This window comes from Marinarcus sediminis (SeqCode), from assembly GCF_048571275.1.
In the GTDB taxonomy this organism is placed as follows: Bacteria; Campylobacterota; Campylobacteria; order Campylobacterales; family Arcobacteraceae; genus Marinarcus; species Marinarcus sediminis.
In genome coordinates this window covers 313,373-334,683 of record NZ_CP182357.1, presented here as the reverse complement: position 1 = coordinate 334,683, position 21,311 = coordinate 313,373, and the positions used below count along the sequence as shown (strand labels likewise).

The window sequence follows — 21,311 nt, the reverse complement described above, 5'->3', positions numbered from 1 at the left end:
AATGAGCTATTTAAGCATAAGTTTTACCCATAAAAATACAGATATTCATACCCGAGAAAAATTGGCTTTTCCAGACAACAGTGCTGTAGAAACTTTTTTGAAAACGATATTGGATAATCAAATCATCAAAGAGGCTGTTTTGCTTTCAACTTGTAATCGAGTTGAAATCATTTCAACGGTCAATGATATCGACAGGGCTCAAGAGATTATTATTAAGACACTGGCACGATACTCAAGCCTTGATTATGAAGATTTGGCACATCGTGCTGATATTTATGACAATGCAGGTGCGATTCACCATCTTTTTACGGTGGCATCGGCTTTAGACTCATTGGTCATTGGTGAAACGCAAATTGTGGGACAACTCAAAGATGCGTATCGCTTATCATTGGCAAAAGGGTATTGCGATCAAGGCATTACAAGAGCCATGACATACGCATTTAAATGTGCTGCAAGTGTGAGAAACAGTACAAGTTTGGGTACGGGTTCGGTTTCTGTGGCCTCAACTGCTGTGGCAAAAGCCAAAGATATTATCAAAGATACCCAAGGGGTGAAAGCTTTGGTTGTAGGTGCAGGTGAGATGAGTGAATTGACCATCAAACATCTTTTAAGTTATGGTTTTGATGTGGTTTTACTCAGCCGAAACATCAAAAAAGCAAAACTGCTTGCCGATACGTTTGAAAGAAGTATCGAAGTTGAACCCTATGAAAATATTGACAAACTTTTAAATGAACTGCCGATTATGGTAACAGCAACGTCTGCTCCATATCCTATTATCAAACAAAACATGGTCAAAGAGTGTTCATTTGCACGATATTGGTTTGACATAGCAGTACCAAGAGACATTGATGAAATTCAAAGTCCAAATTTAACCGTATTTGCTGTGGATGATTTACAAGACATTGTCAATGAAAATATGAATTTACGTGTAGAACAAGCCAAACAAGCCTATTTGATTGTCAATAACTTATCAATGGAATTTTTTGAGTGCTTGAAAGCTTTAGAGATAGAACCTGTGGTAAAACATTTGTATCTCAAAGCGGAAGATGTCATCAACAAAAAAATAGCCAATGCCATTAAAAAAGGGTTTATTGATGCCCATCAAGAAGCCAATGTAAGAAAACTGTGTGAAACTGTGTTAACCGAGTTTTTACATGAACCCACAAAACAGTTAAAAGATATTTCAAAAAAAGTTGAATGTGATGTGGTTTTAGGCACCGTTCAATCGGTTTTTGGTTTGCAACATGATTCAAATACTTTTTATCAATGTGAACATGCAATAAAATTTAATAGTTAGGAAAAGATTTTTATGAAATTCAGTAATATGTTTATACCCACAACCAAAGAGACACCTAATGATGCGACGCTTCCTTCTCATCAATTTTTAATTCGAGGTGGATTTATCAATCAACAAGGGGCAGGACTTTATAACTATATGCCTTTGGGAAAAATCGTTTTAGAAAAAATCAGAGCGGTGGTCAAAGAGGAGTTAGATTGTGCTGGATGCAATGAAGTTCAATTGGGATTTGTAACGCCATTGAGTTTATGGGAAGCTTCAGGTCGAGCCTCTAAAATGGGGGCAGAGATGCTGAAAATTAAAGACAGAAAACACAATGATTTTGTACTCTCACCTACGAATGAAGAGGCAATGGTGGAATTGGTGAAAAACAGAGTCACTTCATACAAAGATTTGCCTTTGAATTTGTATCAAATTAACACCAAATTCAGAGATGAGGCCCGACCACGATTTGGTCTTATGAGAGGCCGAGAGTTCTTGATGAAAGATGGGTACAGTTTCCATGAAAATGAAGAAGACATGGTGCGTGAATTTCATCACATGGAAGCAACTTATTCAAAAATTTTCACACGATTGGGTTTAGAGTTCAGGGTTGTTGCAGCAGATTCTGGTGCCATTGGGGGAAGTGGTTCAAAAGAGTTTATGGTGTTAGCCAACTCAGGGGAAGATACCATTGTTGTGTGTAAAGAGTGCTCGTATGGTGCGAATATTGAAGCAGCAACGCGAGCCAAAAAAGAGGTTAAAAAATGGTATGAAAACACCAATACCCCTATTCAAGAAGAAAAAGTTGAAACCATTGGTTTAAAAACCATTGAAGAGGTGAGTAACTTTTTAAGTGTGTCACAAGCGCAAACGATTAAAGCCGTAATTAAAACAGCAATTTATGAAGATAAAACCCAATTGGTGGTTTTCTTTGTTCGAGGTGATGATGAACTTGAAGAGACCAAAGCGTGTAATTCCGTCAATGCATTAGAGTTAATTGATGCAACCGAAGAGGATATTCAAGCAGCGGGATTATGTGCTGGGTATGTGGGGCCTTTTAACTTGCCTAAAGGGACACTTTTTATCATTGATAAAGAGATTCAAAATGAAGATGGTTTGGTGTGTGGTGCCAATGAAGAGAATTATCATTTAACAGGTACTTCTCTTTCAACACTCAAAGAGGTTAAATATTTTGATTTGATTGCGGTTCAAGAGGGAGATAAATGTCCTTGTTGTGGTGGAGAATTGTATCACACCAAAGGGATTGAAGCAGGGCATATTTTCCAATTGGGAACAAAGTATTCAGAACCATTGGGCGCAAACTTTTTAGATTCAAACGGAAAAGCACAACCTTTTGTGATGGGAACATATGGAATTGGTGTTTCACGATTAATTGCTGCGGTAATTGAACAAAGTCACGATGAAAAAGGGTGTATCTGGAGTAAAGAGACTGCACCTTTTATGGTGGATGTGATTGTATCAAATGCAAAAAATGAGGACGAATTGGCCATAGGTGAAAAAGTGTATGCTGATTTAAAAGCCGTAGGGATTGATGCCATTTTAGATGACAGAAAAGCTGCGCGATTTGGTTTTAAAATGGGTGATTTTGAATTGATTGGTTTTCCATATGCAATAGTCATTGGTAAAAAGTTAAGTGATGGATTGGTTGAAATTGTCAATAGAAAAACATTAGAAAAACAAGATGTGGCTTTAGAGAGAGTTGTACCAGAATTGATTAAATTGATAAACTAGGAGTTTACATGGATATTATTTTAGAGTATGTGCTGAACATTATTTATGCACTGTTAATTTTTGTCATTGGGAAGTGGCTTGTCAAAGAGATTACGGGTGTTGCCGTTAAATTTTTAAGAAAAAATCCAAAACTTGATGCCACTTTGATTAACTTTTTTGAAGACATCATCTATTATGTCTTACTGATAGTGGTTATTTTATCGGCCTTGGAAGAAGTGGGAGTCGAAACCACTTCATTTTTAGCCATCATAGGTGCAGCAGGTTTGGCGGTTGGTTTGGCATTAAAAGACTCTTTATCAAACTTTGCTTCGGGTGTAATGTTGATTTTCTTTAAACCATTTAGAATTGGTGATGTAGTAACAGCAGGTGGAGTGACAGGTAAAATTACTGAGATTCATCTTTTTAACACAGAGTTTACCACCGGTGATAATCAAATGATTTTAGTGCCAAATTCAGCGATTACAGCGGGAAGTATTACCAATATTAATGCACATGATAAACGAAGAGTTGATTTAACCATTGGTATTGGTTACGACGATGACATTAAAAAAGCCAAAGAGATACTAACCAAAATTATTACAGCCAATGAAAAAGTGCTTGTTGAAGATGGCATTACAGTTGCTGTTGGAGAACTGGCAGATTCATCGGTGAATTTTGTGGTACGAGCATGGGTGAATACGCCTGATTATTGGGATGTAAAATTTGCTTTGACAGAAAATATCAAAATGACTTTTGATGAGGAAGGAATTAGCATTCCTTATCCACAAACCGATGTACACCTTTTCAAAGAGAAAAAATAACTTCTTTATTCCGAACATACTACAAGATGTATTAAAAGCCTTACAAGAACATGGTGCAAAACCTGTTCTTGTAGGGGGTTGTGTACGGGATTACTTCTTAGATTTAGAGATTAAAGATTACGATGTTGAAATCTTTAACTTAAATGACTACGAACACATTGCTAAGATTCTGAGTGCTTTTGGAACGGTGAAACTTGTGGGAAAAAGTTTTGGTGTTTTAAAACTCTCAACACGCGAATATGAGTTTGATTTTGCTTTGCCACGCGTAGAGAAAAAAGTAGGTGTGGGCTATACTGGATTTGAAATCATTACTGATGCCAGTATGAGTTTCAAACAAGCCAGTATCCGACGTGACTTTACTATTAATGCCATTGGTTATGATTATTGCACACAACAATTTATTGACCCCTATGATGGCTTAAAAGATTTAGAAAATAAAACACTTCGACACATCAATGAAGAGACTTTTGTAGAAGATCCTTTACGTGTTTATCGAGCGATACAATTTTGTGCACGTTTTGAATTTACATTGGATTCTCAAACAAAAAGATTGTGCCAAACATTGGTTCAAGGCGGAGAGATGCAAACGCTTTCAAGCAACAGAATTTTCGAAGAGTTTAAAAAACTGCTTCTTAAGGCCAAACGACCATCTTTGGGCTTTGAACTCTTAAAAGAGTTGAAACTTTTGCCTTTTTTCCCTGAGTTAGAAGCGTTGGTGGATTGTCCTCAAGAGCCAGAATATCATCCAGAAGGAGATGTTTGGATTCATACCTTATTGTGTTTGGATGAAATGGCAAAATTAAGAACCTCTGATGCATTTAAAAACCTCTATTTGATGTTGGCGATTTTATGCCACGATTTGGGAAAACCTGCCACCACAGAGGTGATAAATGGAAAAATTACCTCTTACAAACATGAAAAAGAGGGGATTGTTCCAACGTTGAGTTTTTTAGAAAAACTCACCAATGACAAAAAACTCATCAAAAATGTAGTTGAATTGGTGGAGTATCACTTGGCACCTTTTCAACTCTTTTTACAACAATCTTCACGCAATGCAGTGAAACGATTGTCCAACAAAGTCAATATTGAAGATTTGTGTCTGATTTCACAAGCCGATTGTTTGGGAAGAACATTAAAAGACAAATCCAAATGTTATGAAGCGGTGTCATGGCTTTTAAAAGTGGCACGCGAACTTCATATTGAAAATGAAGCATTAAAGCCCTTGGTTTTGGGTCGGGATTTAATTGCGTTAGGCTTTAAGCCCGATAAAACCTTTAAAACCATTTTAGCTTTTGCGTATGAAGTACAAATAGAGAATGAAGAGTTTTCAAAAGAGGATATTTTAGAAGCAATCAGCAAAAAATACCGTAAATATTATTTGTAACTTTTATAGAGTATAATAATTTAAATCAGTACAGGAGAAAAAGAATGGAAAACGAAGAAAGCCAATCCAGTAATATTTTACACTATATTGCGTATTCAATTTTAACGTTAGGCTTGGGTGTTATGGGCTATTTTTACTATCATGAACACTTTAGAAAGCCTCTTCCTCAAGTGACAAACGTTGAAAATGTAGAAAAAGTAAGCCGTTTTGGTGACTTGCCCTATGAAGTACGAACTCAGTATGTAACACAATCAAGTTATAAAAATCTGCAAAAAAAGTTTGATGATGCGTCAGAACAAAAACAAACCCTTTTAAATGAGAATGCACAACTCAAAGAACAACTTCAACAAGCACAAGTGAAAATGGAATCCGTTGAAACTCCACAAGAAGCGGTTGCAATACAAAGCAGTACTATGGAAGAGGCCATGCCACCGCAAGTGAATGAAACAACGGGCAAAAAAATCACCCGAGTTAAAGAGTTTGCCAAATGTTATGACATGCCAACAGGAAGTTATGCCATCAGCAAAACGTGCCGAAACAGTATTGTGAGTTTTATTGATAAACATAAAAATGCACAATATTTTGAGATTATTGGGTTAGTGGATGAAACAGAATTTACCTTGTATAAAAATCTGGAAATCAATAACTTTATTTATGATAAATTGGGTGTGAATCAACACAGCATTAACAGCATGAAAAAATTTACTCAATTTGGATTGGCAAAATTTCGTGCCATTGAAGCCAATTGGGTGATAAAAGTGCACACCAAACGAAAAGCAAAAGCCTATACTGCAACGTACAATTTGCTCTCAAAAGATGGCAAAAAAGGCATTATTATCAGAGCTTACGAATAGGCTCTGATACAAGCACCAATAAAACCCTCTCAATAAATCAACTTCACATAAACTACACAATTTAACTCTATACTTTTAGAAATCAGCTAGAAGGACAGAGAATGAAAAAAGTAAACAGCTTTGTTTTAGGAGTATCATTAATCACAAGCAGTGCTTTGTTTGCAGCAAGTAATGGCATGAATGGTATGGATCACTCAAATATGAAGATGCATGACTCAAGAACACATATGGCGTATCACAATGAGATGATGACGCGAGATGATTTTAAAGTTATTATGAGTACAGAAAAGCCTTTTGTATCTGGGAACAACACGGTGGATATTGTGATTTCTCATAGGGATAAAATCATTGACAATGCACAAGTCAAAGTGAAATTTTTCATGCCAGAAATGCCAGGAATGCCCTATATGGAACATAAAGCGAAGGCCACGTATAAAGAGGGAAAATACGGTTGCAATGTCAATTTAGGTATGAGTGGAACATGGCAATATCAACTTAAATTCAAAACACCCGATGGTGAAGTAAGAATGGTGAAAGGGAGCGTAAATAACTGATGTTATTGAAATCGTTTCTGCTCTTTTTTGTTGTAATAACATCAAGCTTTTCAACACCAATTGAAGATATGGTAACTTTGTCGTATGAAAAAAACTACACTCTTCAAAGCTTACAAAACGCCATCAACAGTGCCAATGAAAATATTGCTCTTTCACGAAAGTGGCAAAATCCTGTACTAACCTTTGGTGCCAATGATATACAATTTCAAGAGATAAACAAAAGAGACACAGAAGCGATGCAAGCTCAATACATAGGTGTGACACAACTCATTCCTATGGGCGATAAACTCGAAATCAAAGAAGAGGTTGCTAAAAAAGAGAAACAAATCAGTGAGTATCTTTTGGCAGATAAAAAACTCGAATTGCGTTCAAAAATATATGAACTTGCTTATACGATTGTGATATTTGAAAAAAAACTTCAACTTTTTGATGAGTATTTAAACAACATTAAACAACTTGAAGATTTGAATGTGGCTTTGTATGAAAACAATCAAGCATTACAAACACAAGCACTGAATGCCCAAATTTTATATTCAAAAATCAGTTTACAAAAAATAAAACTTAAAAATATGGTGGATAATTTATATTTGAAACTGGAAAATATTACCCAAGAAAAAATTGAAAAAATAGATATGCCTTTAAGAGTTGATGACACAGAAATTACCTTTGATTATCAACATCATCCCAAACTGCAAATAGAGAAACTCAAAGTTTCAAAAGCTTCAGATATGTCCAAATTTGAAGCAGAAAATAAAATTCCTGACATAAAATTTAACGTAGCATATTTTCAAAGAGATGACAAATTTCAAGATTATGTGAACGTCTCTGTGGGGATTCCTCTTGCCATTTATGGAACAGAGAACAGCAAAGTATTAGTGGCAAAATCAAAAAAACAAGAGGCGTTGAGCAACTATGAAGATTTGAAAAAAAGTTTCAAAACAAAAACGCAAATTTTGAAAAATGAGTTACACACTGCTTATGCAACGTATAGACTTTTAGAGCAAAGTATCATTCCAACCAAACAAAAAGTGCAAGAGTCTCTTGAAGCGTATAATGCTTTGGAAAAAGTCAAACCGCAAGAGGTAATTGGCAATTTAAATGAACTTATTGGTTTTGAGTTAAATGCGTTGGATGAACTGCAAAGCTATTTTCAAGCTTATTCACAAACGCTTTATTATAAGGATACTTTAAAATGAAGCTTTTAAATACAACACTTTTTTTTATGCTTTTAACCCTTTGTGCTTTAGATGCCAAAATCATTGAGGCACAACAACTTTTTAACAAAACAGTTGTGAAAGTTCAAGAAGAAAAAAGAGCCATTGTCAAACAATTTTATGGACAAACCCAACTTAACAGCAGTGACATAAGAGATATTGTTGTGCGTTTTGATGGTTATATTACAAAATTAGATGCCTCTAAAGAGTTTATGTATATCAAAAAAGGAGAACCGCTTTTTTCAATCTATTCCAATGAAGTGTTAACCATACAAAAAGAGCTTAAAATTATGGAGAAAATCAACCCCAATTTGGCAAAAAGTGCGTATGAAAAACTGCTTGCTTTAGATCTTAATTCCAAAGAGCTTGAAAAAATCAAAAAGAGTCAAAAAAGTTTAGATGAGATCACTTTTTACGCTCCACTCAATGCCATTTTGATGAAAAAAAACATCAATCAAGGAAGCTTTGCAAAAAAAGGGATGCTGCTTTTGCAATTGGGCAATATTGACCAACTTTGGTTTATTGCCCAAGTGTATCAATCCGATACTTCTTTTATAAAAAAAGGCATGAAGGCAAAAGTGTATATTGATGGCATAGATGAGCCCATTAAAAGTAGGGTTGATTTTATCTATCCTTATGTGAATGAGAAAACAAAAACAGTCAATGTACGATTTATTTTGGAGAATAAGAACTTAAAACTCTCCCCCAATATGTTTGCTAAAGTTGATATTGCAACACAAATAGAAAATATGCTGACTTTACCCAAAACAGCCGTAATTACCAAAGCCAATAAACACTATGTTTTTTTACCTGTAGGTGCAAAAGAGTTTGAACCCATAGAAGTGGTTGCCAAAAGAATTAGCCCCAATAAATTTCAAATCATCAGTGGTGTAAAAGCAGGAGAAGAGGTGATGGATAATGCGCTGTTCTTGCTTGATTCAGATGCTCTTACTAATGGCTTATACTCCAAAGATGAAGAGTGGTAGCAAAATATCATGGTTGAAAAAATAATTGAATTGAGCGTTAAAAATAAGTTTAGTATTCTTTTTTTGACACTGATTTTAACCATTGCCTCAATTTGGTCGATTCGAAATACCAGTTTAGACGCACTGCCCGATTTATCACCACCACAGGTGATTGTTCAAGTCAAATGGGCGGGTCAAAGTCCTCAAACCATTGAGGAACAAATTTCCTACCCTTTGATTTCAAACTTGATGAGTTTGCCCAACATTCAAACCGTGCGTGCCATGAGCAGTTTTCAAAATGCACTTATTTACATCATTTTTAAAGATGGTACAGATTTATACGATTCTCGAAACCGAATTTTAGAACAACTCTCACAACTTCAAGGAACTTTTCCAGAAGGTTCAAATGTAGCTATTGGTCCTGATGCCACGGGAGTGGGGTGGGCGTATGAGTACGCACTTCGTTCAAAAACAAAAAACTTAGCAGAGCTTAGAACCTTGCAAGATTATTACTATAAATTTGCACTTTTAGGAGTGGATGGAGTTTCAGAAATTGCTTCAATTGGTGGGTTTATTAAAAACTATGAAATTACCCTCAACCAAGATAAAATGGTGCAATTCAATTTAAGCATCGCTGAGGTTAAAAATGCGTTGACTAAAAACAATGATGATAAAGGTGGTCGAATTATTCTTGAAAATGGCTTTGAACATATCATTACTGCCAGAGGGTATTTAAAAAGTGTGGTGGACATTGAAAACATTGCCATTAAAACAATCAACTCTGTTCCTTTGACCATCAAAGATATTGCACAAGTGAATGTGACCTCTGCTTCAAGAAGAGGCATGGCAGACTTAAATGGTGAGGGTGAAACCGTGGGTGGAATTGTGGTGGTTCGATACGGTGAAAATCCGTATAAAGTCATCAAAGCCGTTAAAGAGAAATTGAAAAGTTTAAAACTTGATGACGTTGAAGTGGTTGAAACCTATGACAGAAGTTCACTTATTGATAAAGCCATAGATACCCTAAAAAGCACACTTTTTGAAGAGAGTATCATTGTTATGGTGGTCAGTGGATTGTTTCTGTTTCATTTTAGAAGTGCCCTTATTATCATCATTACCTTGCCCATTACGGTGGGGTTGACTTTTTTATTCATGAAACTGTTTGGTTTGGGTTCAAACATCATGAGTTTAGGAGGAATTGCCATTGCCATTGGAGCCATGGTTGATGCTACGATTGTTATGGTGGAAAATGCGCATAAATATCTTCAAGGCAAGGAGGATATTTCAAACAAAGAGCGCATGGAAATTATCATCAAATCCGCCAAACAAGTGGGGCGTCCCATCTTTTTTGCACTGATTTTGGTGGTGGTTTCATTTTTACCTATTTTTGCCTTAACGGGACAAGAGGGACGACTCTTTTCCCCATTGGCATTTACAAAATCGTTTGCCATGATTGCTGGGGCGATTTTATCTATTACCTTGGTACCCATTTTGATGATATTTTTTATTCGTGGAAAAATCATGGACGAAAATAAAAATATTTTGAATAAATTTTTTATCAAACTCTATTCTCCATTGTTAAAATTTTCATTGCGTTTTAGATATGGGATTGTATTGATTTTTATGGCGACTCTTATTGTGGCGTATCCTGTGTATAAAAAACTCAATTGGGAATTTATGCCCATGATGAATGAACAAACTTTTATGTATATGCCTGTAACGCCGTATGGAATAGGGATTGATTTATCCAAAGAGTTAACCCAAAAAACCAATCAAATTTTGAAATCATTTCCAGAGGTTGAAACCGTTTTTGGAAAAGCGGGGCGAGCCGATACGGCAACTGACCCAGCACCTTTGGCCATGATTGAAACCATTGTGCAGTTTAAACCACAAGATCAATGGCGAGAGGGAATGACGTATAAAAAACTCATGAAAGCCATGGATGAAAAACTTCAAGTTGTTGGGTTGATTAACTCTTGGACCTACCCAATTCGAGGACGTATTGATATGTTATTGACAGGTATTCGAACACCTCTTGGGATTAAATTGTATGGGAATGACCATCAAAAGTTGGAAGAGACAGCGTTAAAAATTGAGCAAAAACTTAAAAAATTTGACAAAACACTCTCTGTGTCATCGGACAAAATTAATTCGGGGTATTACTTGAACATTGATGTAAACAATGAATTGCTTGCGCGATATGGTATTACGAAAAATGATGTGTTAAGTACCATTTCATTAGGAGTTGCGGGTACACAAATTTCAACCATGCTCGATTCTCTTGAGAGGTATCCTATGAGTTTACGATATGAAATGAGTCAACGAGAAGATATCAACGCCTTGGGGAATTTACAAATTAAAACCCAATTGGGATTTCAACCTTTACGAATGTTTGCTGACTTAAAATATGAAAATGGCCCTTCTGTTATAAAATCAGAAAAAGCTTTGAACGTGAATTTTATTTATATCACCCCCAAAACGGATATTTCAGCAAAACAGTATAAAGATGAAGCCAAAAAATTGCTCGAAGAGGTCAACTTGCCTACAGGATATTATATGGAGTGGGCAGGGCAGAGTGAATATTTAGAGAGTGCCATGCAACGACTAATGTACATTATTCCTTTGACATTTGTGATTATATTTTTACTGATTTATTTTGCATTGCGTAATATCACTTATACCATCATCATATTTTTTACGTTACCCTTTGCCTTAACGGGTGGAATATTTTATTTAGAGTATCTCAATTTTAATATTTCCATTGCAGTTATTGTCGGCTTTTTAGCTCTTCTTGGCGTGGCAGCTGAAACGTCGATTGTGATGTTGGTCTATCTGCATGAAGCGATGAAAGAGTTAAAAGATAAATGTGTGGAAATTAACGATACGCATATTTTTCATGCCATTTATAAAGGGGCTGTGTTAAGACTCCGACCAAAACTGATGACACTTTTTGCCATTTTAGGTGGATTGATTCCTATTATGTATATCAATGGTGTCGGAAGTGAAGTGATGCAAAGAATAGCCGCACCTATGATTGGGGGAATGGTCAGTTCTGCTTTTTTAACGTTGATTATTATTCCCGCAGTCTTTTATATTTTGGCCATCAAATTAAAAGGAAATATACAAAACAGTGCCCTGTCGCATTAAGTTATCGGGGCACTATGATTTGATTTTTGCTTCCATTAGCAGAGGCGTAAATCGTAACACGGTAGAGGTCGGCGTAATATTGCATTAACAGTTTTTGCAATGTAGGTTCAATTGAGGGGGTAAACCAGGCGTTATTAGAAATGGAAATCATATATTTGACCCCATTTAAGTTTTCAAATATCTCTGGCGTTGTGGTTTCATAACAGATCGCATTTCTGAATTTCACCCCTTTGATATCAAAATCTGTGGGGGCATTGGCTTTGGTGTAATCTTTAGCACCATTGTAAAAAGTCTCATTGATAAAATCTCGTATTTTTTCAGGTAAAGGGATGGCTTCCCCAAATGGCACAAGCACTACTTTGTGTCCCACTTCAACATTTCCATTTGAAAAGTAATAGGTTGAGTTGTGATACTCTCCTTTGTTTTCATACAAAGAACCCAAAATAATATCAATGCTGTTTGATTTTTCTTGAAGCAGTTCATAAAGTTGTTGATTTTTATTTAAAAGCAGTGGGAATGAAGTCTCTGGAAGTACAACAACATCTGCACCATTTTGAATTGCCGTGTCAATGAATTCCAAATTGGTATCAATAATTGCCGAGGTGTTTTTGTGTTTCCATTTGTCTTTTTGAGGCAGATTCAGTTGAGGCATATCAATGTTTAATGCATTTTCAATGGGTTTTGGTTGGGCAAAAGTTAAAGGGAAAATTAAAAGAATAAATGCCCAATATTTGTAATAAGTAAACAGAACAAGAGAGAGTAAAAGAGTAAATAAGTCCAACTTATCAATACCAAAATAGCTGTGGACAAAAAGCAACTCAATTTGAAGCCAATTAAAGCCTAAAGGGGCAAAATAACTCAACGCAAAAAGGGCTAGGGCTCTAAAAATAATGTGGTCAAAAAGGGCCGTCAAATAAAAAATAATCCCGTATCCCAATGCAAAGCCTAAAATCACTAAAGGTATGAGATAGATTAATTCATAATAAATAAAACTGAAACTCACCCAATAAAACCAAAAAATACCAATAAAAAATCCCGCATAAAAGAGTGCGTTTTTTGGAATGGTTAAAAGTAAATATAGTGCCCAAAGTCCTAAAAGAGAGTTGATGAGTTTAATTTCTAATCCAATATAGGACAAATAGAGAAATGTAGAGAAAAAAAGAGCTGTGTTCAAGCCCTTTATTATGTTTGTTTTGTTAAAATTTACCCGTTTTAATAAAAACATAAAAAACGCTTACAAAGGATATTAGATGGGACAAAATGGAGACTTAATAAGTTCATTATTACCTCTGGTTGCATTATTTGCAATATTTTACTTTTTAATTATTAGACCACAACAAAAACAAGCCAAAGCACACAAAGAGTTGGTTGCTAATCTTAAAAAAGGTGATAAGATTGTAACACATGGTGGCTTAATGGTTGAAGTTACAAAAGTAGCAGATGATCATTTAGTGGTTAAAAATCCTGATAACAGTGAAATGAAACTTGTAAGAGAATTTGTTTCAAAAGTATTAGAAGACTAATCATATTTGATAAAACATGTAGCAACTACATGTTTTATTCAAGCACGCACATACACTACTACTTCTAAGGGAAAGAATTGAAAATCTTTAATTATAGACTCATAATATTTACACTCAGTATAATTTTCGGTGTTGTTTTTTCTATACCATCATTTTTACAAACAGACAGTGGAAAAAAAATAAATTTAGGACTTGATTTACAAGGTGGACTCCATATGCTTTTAGGTGTTAATACCGAAGAAGCGGTCACTTCAAAAATTAAAACATACGCAACTTCAATCAAATACTTTGCAGACGACGAAGAGATTTTAATTGAAGATTTAAGCATTGATGGTGAACTCATCAGTTTTACTGTTTTAGATGAAGATGAACTTCCAAAAGTTGATGCCATGTTGGAAAAAATCAAAGGGCTTGTCATAACAAAACCGACTCCTTTGTCCTATTCGGTGACATTAAGTGATGCAGAAATAGCTGTGGTCAAAGACCTCTCTGTTTCTCAAGCGGTGGAAACCATTCGTAATCGATTGGATCAATTTGGTTTGGCTGAACCTACGGTTATACGACAAGGGGAAGCAGACATTGTAGTTGAACTTCCTGGAATCAAAAGTGTCGCTGAAGAGAAAGCTGCACGAGAGTTGATTTCAAAACCCGCAAATCTAGAACTCATGGCGGTCGATGAAGCCATTGCCGACCAAGTTTATGCACTTAGTAGCACACAAGCGGCTCAATATGGGGATATTATTTTAGAGAGTTCTGAAAGTCCAAATATTAAATACTTAGTCAAAGAGATACCCATTTTAAATGGAAGCCAAGTCATTGATGCTCAAGTGGCTTTTGATAAATCCAACCAAGCCATTATTAACTTTACCCTGAACTCAAGTGGGGCAAGAATTTTTGGTGATTTTACGGGTAAAAATGTGGGAAAACGATTGGCGGTTGTATTGGACGGGAAAGTTTACTCTGCACCCAATATTCGAGAGAGAATTGGTGGAGGAAGTGGGCAAATTTCAGGTGGATTTAGCTTACAAGAAGCAGGAAATGTTGCCATTGCTTTACGAAGTGGGGCACTGCCTGCGAGTGTAAAACTCTTAGAAAAACGAAGTGTAGGGCCTAGTTTGGGTGCAGACTCAATTAAAGCTTCAATGATGGCTTTGATTTTTGGTTTTGTTTTGGTTGTTGTATTTATGTTGGCCTATTATCGTCGAGCGGGATTGATTGCCAATATTGCTTTAGTGACCAATATTTTTATTATCATTGCTATTATGGCAATGTTTGGCGCAACCTTGACTCTTCCTGGAATGGCTGGGATTGTTTTAACGATTGGTATGGCGGTTGATGCCAACGTTATTATCACTGAAAGAATCCGAGAATTGATTAAATCAGGACAATCAGTAGGTAAAGCCATTGAAGATGGATACGCAAATGCCATGAGAGCCATTTTAGATGCCAACGTAACCACATTGTTAGTGGCAGTGATTTTATATGCGTATGGAACAGGGCCAATCAAGGGGTTTGCTGTAACCATTTCTATTGGTATTGTGGCCTCTATGTTAACAGCAATTTTAGGAACACACGGTATCTATGAAATGTTGCAAAACAAGATTATCAAAGACAAAAACAACAAAAAATGGTTTGGGATTTAACAATGGAATTTTTTAAAACAGATAAAATATATAATTTTATGGGAAAAAGATTGCCCTTTATGGCATTATCGGCTTTTATGGTTTTATTGTCTCTTGGTATACTCTTTTCAAAAGGTTTAAACTTTGGAATTGATTTTGCTGGGGGAACACTTGTACAAGTTAAGTATGAACAACCTGCACCCATTAAAGATATTCGAGAGATTTTAAAACAACACGATAAATTTTCAAATGCGGTAATCTCTGAGTTTGGTTCAAAAGAGGAAGTGGTCATCCGAATTACTGGCTCTTCAACCACCTTGGGTACAGATATTGGAGACCAAGTTGCAGAACTTTTAAAAGCAACAGGAAACTTTGAAATCAGACGAGTTGATATGGTTGGACCAAAAGTAGGAGACGAACTAAGAGAAAAAGGGTTGATGGCGTTAGGTTTATCACTCTTTGTGATTTTACTGTATGTCAGCTTCCGATTTGAGTGGCGTTTTGCGGTGGCTTCAATTTTGGCATTAATCCACGATGTTACCATTGCTTTAGGAGCGATTGCCCTTTTTAGAATTGATGTAAACTTGGATATTTTAGCGGCAATTTTAACCATTTTAGGGTACTCACTCAATGATACCATCATCGTATTTGACAGAATCAGAGAGGGTGTTACCGATTCTAAAGAGTCTGACTTAAATCAAGTGGTCAATGATTCGGTTTCTAAAACTCTTTCAAGAACAACATTAACGTCATTGACAACATTTTTTGTGGTCATTACCCTTTTTGCCTTCGGTGGAGAGATTATCCATGGTTTTGCCTTTACTATGGTAGTAGGAATTGTTGTAGGTACCTATTCATCAATTTTTATCGCCGCATCATTTTTAGTGCAGTTAAAATTCTCTATTTCAGATTTCAGAAATAAAGAAGCGGAGAAGTTGAAACGGCAAAAAGAGAAAGATAAGTTAAGAGCCATGTATGAGCAGGGCACTATCTAAGAAACGCAGTTTCTAAACATCATCTTTCGCAATTATTCTGCGTTGGAGAGAAATTTTAAATGCTCACGTACTACATGTACGCTCCGCTTTAAAATTCCTCTCCGCCTTGACTTCTCACAAAATCTAATATTTATAAACTACGTTTTCCTATAATTTTTAAATTAACAATTCAAAATATCTTTTATAACTTGAATAAAGAAGAAGTTTAAAATATCAACAATCAAATAAGTAAATGTCCTTATCCTCTCTTTTCCAACCCCTGCAAAAGCCGAACGTTTATTTTATTTTTTTCAAAACAAGCTCGAAACTGTTTGAGCGTTAAGCAAGGTGCTAAATGCACCTTGTAGCGAGTTTTGCAGAGCTGAAAAGAATAAAATAATAAGTGAGGGAACCCGAATGGGCTTTGAAGCCGTTGGTGGTTTTGCTTACTTTGTCCACACAAAGTCAGAAGAAGCGAAGACCTTTAGGTGTTTACAAAAATAAAACAAAATTGTGATAATATTAAAATATAAAATTTAAAGAGTAAAAATGGCTAAACATAAATGCAGTGTTTGTAATGAAAAATTTAAAGATGAATATTTTGATGAAAAACAAAATAAGTGTATTTTACATTGTGAAAAAGATGGAGAGATTCATCAGGCTAAAGAATTTTTAAAAGAAATTACTAAGATAGTATATTCAAATGAAAATAAATATGTAGAATTGAAGAATATAGTTTTTCCTGCAGTTGATACAGAAAATTTAAATCGATTTAAAAAAGAAAAAATTATTTTTAAAAATTGCAAATTTCAAGGAAAAATTACTTGTACTGATAGCTCGATTAAACCAACTTTAGAATTTGAAAAATGTGAGTTTGATTCTTTAATATTATGGGAAGACCTTACAATTGAAAATGAAATAAGTTTTAAAGATAGTATTTTTAAAGATGATTTTATTAATAATGGATGTACTTTTAATAAAGAAGTTGATTTAGAAGGAGTTATTTATGAAAGTGTTGCTGATTTTTCAGGAACTACTTTCAAAGAAGTAGTGAAGCAAAAATACACTTCTTATGATGGATACGCAGTTTTTAGAGATGTAATTTTTGAAAAACCATTAAATTTAAGAGATACTCTTTTTAACCAAAAAGTCAATTTGTTAAATATAAGTAAAAATGAAAAAAATGAAATAGTAGATGTTGAAAATCGTGAAACAGCGAGAATTATAAAAGACTCATTTGAAAAACAAAACAATATCATTGAAGCCAATAAATTTTACGCTTTAGAAATGAAAGAACGTGAAAAAGAGTTAAAGTGGGGAAAAGATTTTTTTGAAAAACTGATTTTTACACTGCATGGAATCTCTTCGAATCATTCCCAAGATTGGCTTTTAGCACTTTTTTGGATTCTCAATATAAGTTTTGGAATTGGTATTATGAAAAATAATATTGAACTTTTTGGTGTTAATTTTATCTCTTTTATTCCAAGTATTGTCATCATCATATTTGGAATTAATATTGCGATATTAGAAAACTTTGCCAGAATTTTTTTTACAATTGTATTTACATTTTTGACATATGGGCTTTATGGAATATTATCTCATGACTTGAATTTATATTGTATTTCTAATACGATTAATCCCTTTTCAATAATGAGTGGAAAAGAGCATTTAACTTTTGGTGGCTTAATCTACAAAATCACCATCGCCTACTTAATTTACCAACTGATTATTTCCATACGGCAAAATACACGTCGGAAATAGTTACATGAGTGAATGAAAATTCAAAAGTGACAATATTTATGGTATAAATTAATTATTTTTTGTTATAATTTTTGAATATATTTTATAGAATTTGGGACAAAATGAGCAAATTAAAAAGTTTAAAACATAATTTTGATAAGATAACTTCAAATCATGCGCAAGATTGGCAGTTGGTACTTTTTTGGATTCTTTTATTTGAAATCGTTTCTTCACTTTTTGAGTACTTTTTTGTCGGGGGAAGTTCATTGTTTATTGTTCCCATGCCTGACAGCATTGGAAAAGAGTTTTTTATTGGAGTCTATATTGCAGTTTTTACATGGGGATGTATTTATAATTTTATTTTTTGGAACAAAATAAATCTGCTTTGGTTGATTTTGCTTGGAACAACGGGGGCATATTTTTACGTCACCAATGATTTCGCACTCAATTTCCTTTTACACAATTTGTTTCCAATACATTATTTACGTGCATCATTCAGTTTTGCATTGATTATCGAACTTTTTTTTAAGCTTCTTATTACGTATTTGATTTACCAGTTGGTTAAATCTTTACAATATAAAAATGTTGAGTAAAAATTATTTAATTTAAAACTTTTTCTTCACCCCAGTAAAAGTATTTTCTTACCAAGATTTGGATAGAATATTAGCCTTTAATAAAACAAATCAAAGGATAAACATGGATTGGGGTAAAGTCACGTACATCTTCTTTTCACTTATGTCATTAACAACTACAGCAGGGTTTTTATATGAACCAAATGCCATAGCACTCTTTTTAGCCGCAGGTGTTAATGTCATCTCTACAATTTTAAAAATAGGGGTAAAAAACCTATTATCAGCTGAGTTATTAGCAAGTTCACTTGTTGCAGACTTACATCTTATTCCTGCGTTTATGGTTTTAACCTTTACACATAATGTCCGAATGGCCATTGCGCTTGCTATTGGTGCAATTGTTGCAAACTCTTTTTCTATTGCTCTTGCATTGATTGAAAGTGCAAGAAGCCAAGAGAAGGATACATATTAATGCAGTATAATCCACAAGAAATTGAGTTTAAATGGCAATCTTATTGGGATGCAAATAACAGTTTTGAACCCAGTGATGAACAAAAAAAAGAGAAAAAATATATTTTAAGTATGTTCCCATATCCAAGTGGAAGAATCCATATGGGACACGTGAGAAACTACTGTTTAGGCGATGCCTTCGCACGATATTTTAGAAAAGCAGATTTTAATGTTCTGCATCCAATTGGATGGGACAGTTTTGGAATGCCCGCAGAAAATGCAGCCATTAAACATAAACTTCACCCTAAAAAATGGACATATGAGAACATCGATTATATGAGAAAAGAGTTAAACTCTTTGGGGCTTTCGTTTTCTAAAACAAGAGAGTTTGCAACCAGTGATGAGTTGTATACCAAATGGGAACAAGAGTTTATTATCAAAATGTTTGAATCGGGACTTCTGTACCGAAAATCAACTACCGTAAACTGGTGTGAAGATTGTCATACGGTTTTGGCCAATGAACAAGTTGAAGATGGTTGTTGTTGGAGATGTGATAATGAAATTGTGCAAAAAGATATGCCGGGATATTATGTGGCAATTACACAATACGCCCAAGAGTTATTGGATGACTTAAAAGGTTTAGAAAACGAGTGGCCAAGCCAAGTTTTGACCATGCAAGAGAATTGGATAGGGCGAAGCGAAGGTTTAGAGTTTACCTTGAATTTAACGTTAGACTCTCGATACAAATTGGATAAAAATTTTAATAATTATAAAGTTTTTACCACCAGACCCGATACCATTTATGGGGTTTCATATTCAGCGCTTGCACCAGAACACCCAATTGTGCAATACATGGTTGAAAACAATCTTTTGAGTGAATCAAAAATCAATGCCATTAAAAATATGCAAAAACATTCTGAACGTGACAGAGCAACCTTACCTAAAGAGGGTGTGAGTTTAGAATTGGATGTTATTCACCCATTAACCAATGAAAAAATCCCTGTATGGGTAGCTAACTTTGTTTTGGCTTCATATGGCGGTGGAGCTGTTATGGCAGTGCCTGCACACGATCAAAGAGATTTTGAATTTGCTCGACAATATGATTTACCCATCAAAGAGGTTATTGTTAAAGAGGAAAAAATTGGATACTTAAAAGAGGCGTTTACTGAAGCAGGAACACTTATTGAGAGTGAAACCTTTACTGGGTTAAAAAGCAATGAAGCCAAAAAAGCGATTATATATCACTTTGAGAAAAACTCTCTTGGAAAAAAACAGATTAACTATAAACTGCGAGATTGGGGAATTTCAAGACAAAGATATTGGGGAGCGCCGATTCCATTTGTGCATTGTGAAGAGTGTGGTTTAGTACCTGAAAAGATTAAAAATTTACCCATTGCTTTACCAGAAGATGTTGAAATCACAGGAGAGGGAAATCCATTGGATAATCACCCCACTTGGAAACATTGTGCTTGTCCAAAATGTGGTAAACCTGCAGTAAGAGAGACAGACACCTTGGATACATTTGTACAATCAAGTTGGTACTTTTTGCGATATGCCACCAATCCAAAATCTTGGAACAAAGAGGGAATCAATAAAGCAGACAGCAATTATTGGATGGACGTTGACCAATATATTGGTGGAATTGAACATGCCATTTTACACCTTCTTTATGCACGATTTTTTACCAAAGCGTTGAACTCTTTAGGATACACCAATTCAAAAGAGCCTTTTAAACGATTGCTGACTCAAGGAATGGTTTTAAAAGATGGGGCAAAAATGTCAAAATCTAAAGGCAATGTGGTTGATCCTGATTTGATTATTCAAAAATATGGTGCAGATACAGCAAGACTTTTTATGATGTTTGCTGCGCCACCTACTAAAGAGTTAGAGTGGAATGACAGTGCTGTTGAAGGGGCATTTAGATTTATCAAAAAGTTTGCTGAAAGAGTCTCTTTGGTTGCATTTGATAATTTGGCTCAAATTGAAAACATCAACCACGAGAGTTTAAATAAAGATGAAAAAGAGGCTCGAAGAAAAGTCTATGAAGCGTTGAAAAAGTCAAATGAAGTCTTTACGAAAACCTATGCGTTTAACACCTTAATTGCTTCATCAATGGAAGCAATGAATGCGTTGCAAAATCAACAAAATCCATTGGTTTGGGCAGAAGGGTATTGGATTTTGACCAATATTTTAGAACCGATTATTCCGCATTTATGTTGGGAAATCAGTGAAATGCTTTTTGATAAATTGAATTTTGATAAACCTTTAAGCATTAAAGAAGAGGTTTTTACATTAGATACACTTCTTTTAGCCATAACCATCAATGGTAAAAAAAGATCTGAAGTAGAAGTTTCACCTGAAGCCAGTAAAGAGGAGATTTTAGCCTCTGCAAAACTCAAAGCAGCCAAATGGCTTGATGGCAATGAATTGATTAAAGAGATTGTTGTGCCAAATAAATTGGTCAATTTTGTTATTAAGGGATAG

17 protein-coding genes are annotated in these 21,311 nt (G+C 34.9%); 16 read left to right on the top strand and 1 reads right to left on the bottom strand.

Annotated features, from left to right (window positions below):
- The first annotated feature begins 1 nt into the window (after nucleotide 1).
- From hemA to ACNI3C_RS01565, 9 genes are all read left to right on the top strand, one after another.
- Nucleotides 2-1,297, top strand: coding sequence for a glutamyl-tRNA reductase (gene hemA, locus ACNI3C_RS01605; protein WP_419770512.1), 1,296 nt, complete (start codon nucleotides 2-4; stop codon nucleotides 1,295-1,297).
- Between the two features lie 12 nt (nucleotides 1,298-1,309).
- On the top strand, nucleotides 1,310-3,031 hold the full coding sequence (locus tag ACNI3C_RS01600) for a proline--tRNA ligase (RefSeq protein WP_419770511.1): 1,722 nt from the start codon (nucleotides 1,310-1,312) through the stop codon (nucleotides 3,029-3,031).
- Nucleotides 3,032-3,039: 8 nt separating this feature from the next.
- The gene (locus ACNI3C_RS01595) at nucleotides 3,040-3,831 is read left to right on the top strand and encodes a mechanosensitive ion channel family protein (protein WP_419770510.1); all 792 of its coding nucleotides are present in this window, start codon (nucleotides 3,040-3,042) and stop codon (nucleotides 3,829-3,831) included.
- Nucleotides 3,767-5,215, top strand: coding sequence for a CCA tRNA nucleotidyltransferase (locus tag ACNI3C_RS01590; protein WP_419770509.1), 1,449 nt, complete (start codon nucleotides 3,767-3,769; stop codon nucleotides 5,213-5,215). Before ACNI3C_RS01595 ends, ACNI3C_RS01590 begins: the two co-directional genes overlap by 65 nt.
- Nucleotides 5,216-5,259: 44 nt before the next feature.
- Nucleotides 5,260-6,069 carry a hypothetical protein gene (locus ACNI3C_RS01585; RefSeq protein ID WP_419770508.1) on the top strand — a complete coding sequence of 270 codons (810 nt, stop codon included), beginning with the start codon at nucleotides 5,260-5,262 and terminating at the stop codon, nucleotides 6,067-6,069.
- A 101-nt stretch (nucleotides 6,070-6,170) separates the two neighbouring features.
- Complete coding sequence (locus ACNI3C_RS01580; RefSeq protein ID WP_419770507.1) at nucleotides 6,171-6,623, top strand: FixH family protein; 453 nt, start codon at nucleotides 6,171-6,173, stop codon at nucleotides 6,621-6,623.
- Nucleotides 6,623-7,819 (top strand): TolC family protein, encoded by a 1,197-nt coding sequence (locus ACNI3C_RS01575; RefSeq protein ID WP_419770506.1) that lies wholly within the window; start codon nucleotides 6,623-6,625, stop codon nucleotides 7,817-7,819. The genes ACNI3C_RS01580 and ACNI3C_RS01575 overlap by 1 nt, the downstream gene beginning before the upstream one ends.
- Nucleotides 7,816-8,823, top strand: coding sequence for an efflux RND transporter periplasmic adaptor subunit (locus ACNI3C_RS01570; protein ID WP_419770505.1), 1,008 nt, complete (start codon nucleotides 7,816-7,818; stop codon nucleotides 8,821-8,823). Before ACNI3C_RS01575 ends, ACNI3C_RS01570 begins: the two co-directional genes overlap by 4 nt.
- A 9-nt stretch (nucleotides 8,824-8,832) precedes the next feature.
- Nucleotides 8,833-11,949, top strand: coding sequence for an efflux RND transporter permease subunit (locus ACNI3C_RS01565; RefSeq protein WP_419770504.1), 3,117 nt, complete (start codon nucleotides 8,833-8,835; stop codon nucleotides 11,947-11,949).
- A gap of 1 nt (nucleotide 11,950) precedes the next feature.
- Here ACNI3C_RS01565 and ACNI3C_RS01560 read toward each other — a convergent pair whose 3' ends face one another.
- Complete coding sequence (locus ACNI3C_RS01560; RefSeq protein ID WP_419770503.1) at nucleotides 11,951-13,123, bottom strand: apolipoprotein N-acyltransferase; 1,173 nt, start codon at nucleotides 13,121-13,123, stop codon at nucleotides 11,951-11,953.
- Nucleotides 13,124-13,199: 76 nt separating this feature from the next.
- On the opposite strand from ACNI3C_RS01560, the gene yajC reads away from it, so the two are divergent.
- From yajC to leuS, 7 genes are all read left to right on the top strand, one after another.
- Nucleotides 13,200-13,472 carry a preprotein translocase subunit YajC gene (gene yajC, locus ACNI3C_RS01555; RefSeq protein ID WP_419770502.1) on the top strand — a complete coding sequence of 91 codons (273 nt, stop codon included), beginning with the start codon at nucleotides 13,200-13,202 and terminating at the stop codon, nucleotides 13,470-13,472.
- A gap of 77 nt (nucleotides 13,473-13,549) precedes the next feature.
- A complete protein-coding gene (secD, locus tag ACNI3C_RS01550) occupies nucleotides 13,550-15,115 on the top strand; it encodes a protein translocase subunit SecD (protein WP_419770501.1) in 1,566 nt (521 codons plus the stop codon).
- A gap of 2 nt (nucleotides 15,116-15,117) precedes the next feature.
- Nucleotides 15,118-16,089, top strand: coding sequence for a protein translocase subunit SecF (gene secF / locus ACNI3C_RS01545; protein ID WP_419770500.1), 972 nt, complete (start codon nucleotides 15,118-15,120; stop codon nucleotides 16,087-16,089).
- Nucleotides 16,090-16,617: 528 nt separating this feature from the next.
- Entirely contained in the window at nucleotides 16,618-17,829 is a 1,212-nt protein-coding gene (locus ACNI3C_RS01540; protein WP_419770499.1) for a pentapeptide repeat-containing protein, read from the top strand.
- 101 nt (nucleotides 17,830-17,930) lie between these two features.
- Complete coding sequence (locus ACNI3C_RS01535; protein ID WP_419770498.1) at nucleotides 17,931-18,401, top strand: hypothetical protein; 471 nt, start codon at nucleotides 17,931-17,933, stop codon at nucleotides 18,399-18,401.
- 103 nt (nucleotides 18,402-18,504) lie between these two features.
- Entirely contained in the window at nucleotides 18,505-18,849 is a 345-nt protein-coding gene (locus ACNI3C_RS01530; RefSeq protein ID WP_419770497.1) for a DUF6394 family protein, read from the top strand.
- Nucleotides 18,849-21,311, top strand: a complete 2,463-nt coding sequence (gene leuS, locus ACNI3C_RS01525; protein WP_419770496.1) for a leucine--tRNA ligase — start codon at nucleotides 18,849-18,851, stop codon at nucleotides 21,309-21,311. The genes ACNI3C_RS01530 and leuS overlap by 1 nt, the downstream gene beginning before the upstream one ends.

What these genes read in the sequence shown, in the direction of transcription:
- hemA (WP_419770512.1), top strand. Translation starts at nt 2, where the DNA reads ATGAGCTATTTAAGCATAAGTTTTACCCATAAAAATACAGATATTCAT.
- ACNI3C_RS01600 (WP_419770511.1), top strand. Translation starts at nt 1,310, where the DNA reads ATGAAATTCAGTAATATGTTTATACCCACAACCAAAGAGACACCTAAT.
- ACNI3C_RS01595 (WP_419770510.1), top strand. Translation starts at nt 3,040, where the DNA reads ATGGATATTATTTTAGAGTATGTGCTGAACATTATTTATGCACTGTTA.
- ACNI3C_RS01590 (WP_419770509.1), top strand. Translation starts at nt 3,767, where the DNA reads ATGAGGAAGGAATTAGCATTCCTTATCCACAAACCGATGTACACCTTT.
- ACNI3C_RS01585 (WP_419770508.1), top strand. Translation starts at nt 5,260, where the DNA reads ATGGAAAACGAAGAAAGCCAATCCAGTAATATTTTACACTATATTGCG.
- ACNI3C_RS01580 (WP_419770507.1), top strand. Translation starts at nt 6,171, where the DNA reads ATGAAAAAAGTAAACAGCTTTGTTTTAGGAGTATCATTAATCACAAGC.
- ACNI3C_RS01575 (WP_419770506.1), top strand. Translation starts at nt 6,623, where the DNA reads ATGTTATTGAAATCGTTTCTGCTCTTTTTTGTTGTAATAACATCAAGC.
- ACNI3C_RS01570 (WP_419770505.1), top strand. Translation starts at nt 7,816, where the DNA reads ATGAAGCTTTTAAATACAACACTTTTTTTTATGCTTTTAACCCTTTGT.
- ACNI3C_RS01565 (WP_419770504.1), top strand. Translation starts at nt 8,833, where the DNA reads ATGGTTGAAAAAATAATTGAATTGAGCGTTAAAAATAAGTTTAGTATT.
- yajC (WP_419770502.1), top strand. Translation starts at nt 13,200, where the DNA reads ATGGGACAAAATGGAGACTTAATAAGTTCATTATTACCTCTGGTTGCA.
- secF (WP_419770500.1), top strand. Translation starts at nt 15,118, where the DNA reads ATGGAATTTTTTAAAACAGATAAAATATATAATTTTATGGGAAAAAGA.
- ACNI3C_RS01540 (WP_419770499.1), top strand. Translation starts at nt 16,618, where the DNA reads ATGGCTAAACATAAATGCAGTGTTTGTAATGAAAAATTTAAAGATGAA.
- ACNI3C_RS01535 (WP_419770498.1), top strand. Translation starts at nt 17,931, where the DNA reads ATGAGCAAATTAAAAAGTTTAAAACATAATTTTGATAAGATAACTTCA.
- ACNI3C_RS01530 (WP_419770497.1), top strand. Translation starts at nt 18,505, where the DNA reads ATGGATTGGGGTAAAGTCACGTACATCTTCTTTTCACTTATGTCATTA.
- leuS (WP_419770496.1), top strand. Translation starts at nt 18,849, where the DNA reads ATGCAGTATAATCCACAAGAAATTGAGTTTAAATGGCAATCTTATTGG.